The organism is Streptomyces sp. BR123 (genome assembly GCF_013401435.1).
Lineage (GTDB): Bacteria > Actinomycetota > Actinomycetes > Streptomycetales > Streptomycetaceae > Streptomyces.
Genome location: NZ_JACBGN010000415.1, coordinates 1 through 4,894 on the forward strand (window position 1 = coordinate 1; position 4,894 = coordinate 4,894).

Annotated in this window: 5 protein-coding genes; all 5 read left to right on the forward strand. The window is 74.0% G+C overall.

Going from position 1 to position 4,894, the window contains the following annotated elements; genetic code table 11:
* The first annotated feature begins 171 nt into the window (after positions 1-171).
* The 5 genes from HYE82_RS33970 to HYE82_RS33990 all read left to right on the forward strand — a co-directional run bounded on the left by HYE82_RS33970 (position 172) and on the right by HYE82_RS33990 (position 4,779).
* Positions 172-723, forward strand: coding sequence for a TadE/TadG family type IV pilus assembly protein (locus HYE82_RS33970; protein ID WP_179178071.1), 552 nt, complete (start codon positions 172-174; stop codon positions 721-723).
* A gap of 199 nt (positions 724-922) precedes the next feature.
* Positions 923-1,540: a TadE/TadG family type IV pilus assembly protein gene (locus HYE82_RS33975; RefSeq protein ID WP_309144543.1), complete on the forward strand. Its 618-nt coding sequence runs from the start codon at positions 923-925 to the stop codon at positions 1,538-1,540.
* Entirely contained in the window at positions 1,537-2,883 is a 1,347-nt protein-coding gene (locus tag HYE82_RS33980; protein WP_179178072.1) for a CpaF family protein, read from the forward strand. The genes HYE82_RS33975 and HYE82_RS33980 overlap by 4 nt, the downstream gene beginning before the upstream one ends.
* A gap of 17 nt (positions 2,884-2,900) precedes the next feature.
* Positions 2,901-3,845 carry a type II secretion system F family protein gene (locus HYE82_RS33985; RefSeq protein ID WP_179178075.1) on the forward strand — a complete coding sequence of 315 codons (945 nt, stop codon included), beginning with the start codon at positions 2,901-2,903 and terminating at the stop codon, positions 3,843-3,845.
* Between the two features lie 16 nt (positions 3,846-3,861).
* Entirely contained in the window at positions 3,862-4,779 is a 918-nt protein-coding gene (locus HYE82_RS33990) for a DUF5936 domain-containing protein (RefSeq protein WP_179178073.1), read from the forward strand.
* Positions 4,780-4,894 lie beyond the last annotated feature (115 nt).

The window sequence follows — 4,894 nt, forward strand, 5'->3', positions numbered from 1 at the left end:
CCCCGCAGGCCCCGACCGCAGCCGGAGCGCCGGCCGCCGTCGGCTCCGGGGTGTCCGCCCCCGGTGCGGCCCTCGCGGTCCGCACCCCCGGCCCCGTCGCCCGCCTGCGCCGCGGCGCGGGCGACCGCGGCGCGCTGGGCCCCTGGCTCCGCCGAGGCCGGGAGCACTGACATGCCCACCCCCAGACCCGCCACCGGATCCCCGCCGAGCCGCCCGGTCCCGCCGCCCGGGGCGGCCCCCAGCGCCTGCCGGACCACCGGCGACCCCGTGGCGGCGGACCGGGAGCCCGAGTCCGGCCGGGACCCCGGGGCCACCGGTGCCCGCAACACCGACCGGTCTCAGGCCGCGGCCCGGGGCCACCGCGTCCTCCGGCCCCGCGGCGACCGCGGGCAGGTGGCCGTCGAGTTCGTCGGCATGGTCCCGCTGATCCTGCTGCTCGTCGCGGCGGTCTGGGAGTGCGTCCTGATCGGCTACGCCTTCTCCCTGGCGGGCAACGCCGCGGACGAAGCGGCCCGCGCGGGCGCGGTCAAGGGCGGCGGCGCGTGCGCGGCAGCCGCCGCCGAGCACATCGGCAGCGCCTGGAACATGACCTCCGGCTGCACCGAGGCGGGTCCGCTCTACAAGGCCACCGTCACGCTCGAAATCCCGGTGCTCCACCCGTCGCTGAGTTTCGGCCGCATCACCGGCGAGGCCGGCGCGGCCATGGAGAGGGAGGAGGACTGACATGACGGGCCACCCCCACTGCAGGCCCGGCCGCGAGGGTCGAGCCACCTCCACTGGTGTCTCCGACACGGCCGGAAGCGGCGAACCGCCTTCGTTCGACCGGCCTTCGCTCGACCGGCCTTCGCTCGATCGGCCTTCGCCCGGGCCGGCCGAGACGCCCCCGCCCGGGGTGGACACGGCGGCCGGGTGCGGCGCTGCCGTGACCGCACCGGTCGGCGGGGGTCGCAGGGACCGGCGGGCGTGCCTGCGGACAGCCGGCGACCCCGACGTACGGCCCGGCCGTGAGCGCCGGCCCGCCCCGGCCGTCGGCATGGGCCCGGCCCCCGCGCACCGGGCCGAAGGCAACACCCCCGATCCCGGCTGCCCGGGCAGGGGCCCCGGCCACCACCACCGGCGTCACGGCGGCGCCAACCGGCAGGCCGGACGCCGCCTGCGCATGCCGCGCGGCGACCGCGGGCAGGTGGCGCTGGAGTACATCGGGTTCATCCCGGTCCTGCTGTTCGTCGCGCTCTGCGGGATCCAGCTCGGCTGGGTCGCGTACGTGCACGAGCAGGCCGACACCGCGGCGCGGACCGCGGCCCGCGTCGAGGCCCGCAAGCCGGGGGCCGGCGCGGCTGCCGGGCACGCCGCGATCCGCTCCGGCCTCGACGCGACCATCGACGTGGGTCCGAGCGGCGCCGACGCCGTCACGGCCACCGTGACCATCACAGTGCGATCCATCGTGCCGGGACTCGGCCTCGACCCGGCCAGGGCAACGGCCGTCATGCCCAACGACGACCCCGACCCCGACCGCGACCTGAAGGGATCCCGACCATGAGCCTGCGCTCCCGGGTCGCGACGCCGGACGACCGGCACGGCCCCCGCGAGGACGGTCTCCTCGTCTCCTCCTACCGCGCCAAGCTGCTGGAGGAGATCGACCTCGCCGAGATGTCCGCGCTCAGCCCCGCCGAGCGGCGGACCCGGCTGGAGCGCGTGCTCGGGCACATCATCAGCCGCGAGGGCCCCGTCCTCTCCACCGCCGAGCGGGCCCAGCTCATCCGCCGCGTCGTCGACGAAGCCCTCGGCCTCGGCGTGCTCGAACCCCTCCTCGAAGACCCCTCCATCTCCGAGATCATGGTCAACGGCCCGGACCAGATCTTCGTGGAGCGCGCCGGCCGCGTCGAGCAGCTCCCCCTCCGCTTCGCCTCGCACGAGCAGCTCATGCAGACCATCGAACGCATCGTGTCCACCGTCAACCGCCGCGTCGACGAGGCCAATCCGATGGTGGACGCCCGCCTGCCCAGCGGCGAGCGCGTCAACGTCATCATCCCGCCGCTCTCCCTGACCGGCGCCACCCTCACGATCCGCCGCTTCCCGCGCGCCTTCACCCTCCACGAGATGATCGCGCTCGGCTCGCTCGACGAGCAGATGCTCCTGCTCCTGTCCGGCCTGGTCCAGTCCAAGATGAACGTGATCGTGTCCGGGGCCACCGGCACCGGGAAGACCACCCTCCTCAACGCCCTCTCCGGCCTCATCCCCGAGGGCGAGCGCGTCATCACCATCGAGGACTCCGCGGAGCTCCAGCTCCAGCAGGCGCACGTCATCCGCCTCGAATCCCGCCCGGCGAACGTGGAGGGCAAGGGCCAGATCACCATCCGCGACCTCGTACGCAACAGCCTCCGCATGCGCCCCGACCGCATCATCGTCGGCGAGGTCCGCGGCGGCGAGACCCTCGACATGCTCCAGGCCATGTCCACCGGCCACGACGGCTCCCTCGCCACCGTCCACGCCAACAGCGCCGAGGACGCCCTCATGCGCCTGCAGACCCTCGCCTCGATGTCCGAGGTGGAGGTCCCCTTCGAAGCCCTCCAGGACCAGATCAACAGCGCGGTGAACGTGGTCGTCCAGCTGACCCGGTTCGGCGACGGTTCCCGCCGCGTCACCGAGATCGCCATCCTCGACTCCCACGGCCGCGAGCCCTTCCGCATCACCACCGTCTGCCGCTTCGCGGCCCGGCCGATGGGCGCGGACGGCCGCGTCAACGGCTGGTTCGAGTACCACCCGCTGCCGCGCCGCATCGCCGAGCGCCTCTACATGAACAACCAGCCGATCCCGCAGGCGTTCGGAGTCGCCACTTCGGACGACCAGCTCGCCACCCGCATCACCCGGACACCCCTGTGACCATCACCCGGACCGCCCTGACCGTGAACCCAATCGTCCTCCTCACCCTCGGCGCCACCCTGCTGGCCTGCGTCCTCGCCATCGCCGGCGTCCACGTGTACATGGCCGGCCGGGCCCGGCGCGCCGCCCTCATCGAACGCCTCGCCGCCGACGGCGCCCCCGAACCGCCCGGCCGCAGACGCCGCTTCACCGCCGTCGACCGGCGGCTGCGCAGGACCGCGCTCGGCAGGCGGATCGAGGTGAAGCTGGCGGTGACCGGCCTCGACCTCACCCCGGGCGAGTTCCTCGTCTACGTGCTCCTGTCGGTCGCCGGGGTGTGGCTGGTCGCGGCCAGCCTCCTCGCCCCGTTCTTCGGCCCGGTCGCCGGCCTGATCGGCCTGTGGGCGGCGGACGCCTTCCTCAACTGGCAGCGGGCGCGCCGCACCGAGCGGTTCATCAACCAGCTCCCCGAGCTCGCCCGCATCCTCGCCAACGCCACCCAGGCCGGCCTGGCCCTGCGTACGGCCATCGCCATCGCGGCGGAAGAGCTGGAGGCCCCGGCGGGCGAGGAACTCTCCCGGGTCGCCGACCGCCTCGCCGTCGGCCACTCCATCGAGGAGTCCCTCGGCGAGATCGCCGAACGGCTCCCCTCCCGCGAACTGGTCGTCCTCGTCTCCACCCTCGTCCTGTCCGCACGGGCGGGCGGCGCACTCGTCGGCTCCCTGCGCAACCTCACGGTCACCCTGGAGCAGCGCAAGGAGACGCGGCGCGAGATCCGCACCCAGCTGTCCCAGGTGACGGTGACCGCCTACCTGGTCCCGGCGATCGGGCTCGGCTCGCTGCTGCTGGTGAACCTGATGATGCCGGGCGCCCTGGACCGGATGACCGGCGCGTTCCTCGGGCAGAGCGCGGTGCTCGTCGCGATCGGGCTGTTCACGATCGGGTTCGTGCTGATCCGCCGCCTGTCGAAGATCGACGTGTGAGAGGGCGGACGACGACATGACCGCGATCCCACTGTCCCCGGCCCTCGCCCTCGCCCTGGCCTCGGTCCTCGGCCTGTCCGTCCTCGGCATCTTCCACGGCATCCGCCTCTACCGCGCCGAGACCAAACTCCCCTCAGACCTGGCCCTCGCCCTGGAGGTCGGCGCCACCCGCACCACGGCCGTCGGCTCCGCCGTCGACCGCCTCGGCATCCGCTGGGCCCCGCTGGTGCTGCGGCTGATGGGCCCGGAGCGGGTGGCGCGCAAACGCCGCCAGATCGACATGGCCGGCAACCCGGCCGGCCTCACCATCGACCGCTACGCCGCCCGCCGCGCCGTGTACGGCTTCCTCGGCGCGCTCGGCGCCTTCGCGATGCTGATCAACGGGCAGCTCGTACCGGCCCTCCTCATGGTCGCGTTCGGCCTGTTCTGGATCGAGGTCGGCCTGTGGTCGGCGATCCGGATCCGCCGCGACCACATCGAGCGGACCCTGCCCGACTTCCTGGACGTCCTCGCCGTCGTCGTCAGCGCCGGCCTCGGCTTCCGGCAGGCCCTGGAACGGGTCGCGGCCAAGTACGAGGGCCCCTGGTCGGACGAGATCCGCATCACCCTCCAGCAGATGGACATGGGCGTCAGCCGCCGCCAGGCCTTCGACGAACTGCGCCGGCGCAACGACTCCGAGCAGGTCGCCCAGTTCGTCACCGCCCTCCAGCAGGGCGAGGAACTCGGCTCCCCGATCGTCGACACGCTGATCGCCATCGCCGAGGACATGCGCCGCACGGACGCGCAGAACGCCCGCCGCCGCGCAGCCCGCGCCGTCCCCAAAGCCACCTTCGCCGTGACCATGTTCATGCTGCCCGGGACGCTGATCCTGCTGGTGTGCGGGTTCGTGTACGGGGCCGACGTCGACTTCGGCGCGCTGTTCGGGGGCGGGTGAGCGCCGATGCCACTGCTGCCGGACACCACGGCGCCTCGGCCTCGGCCACGGCCGCTCCCGCTGCCGCTGCCGTGGCCGCGTCGCGCGGGAGGGAGGCGGGGCCGAGGGGCAGGGG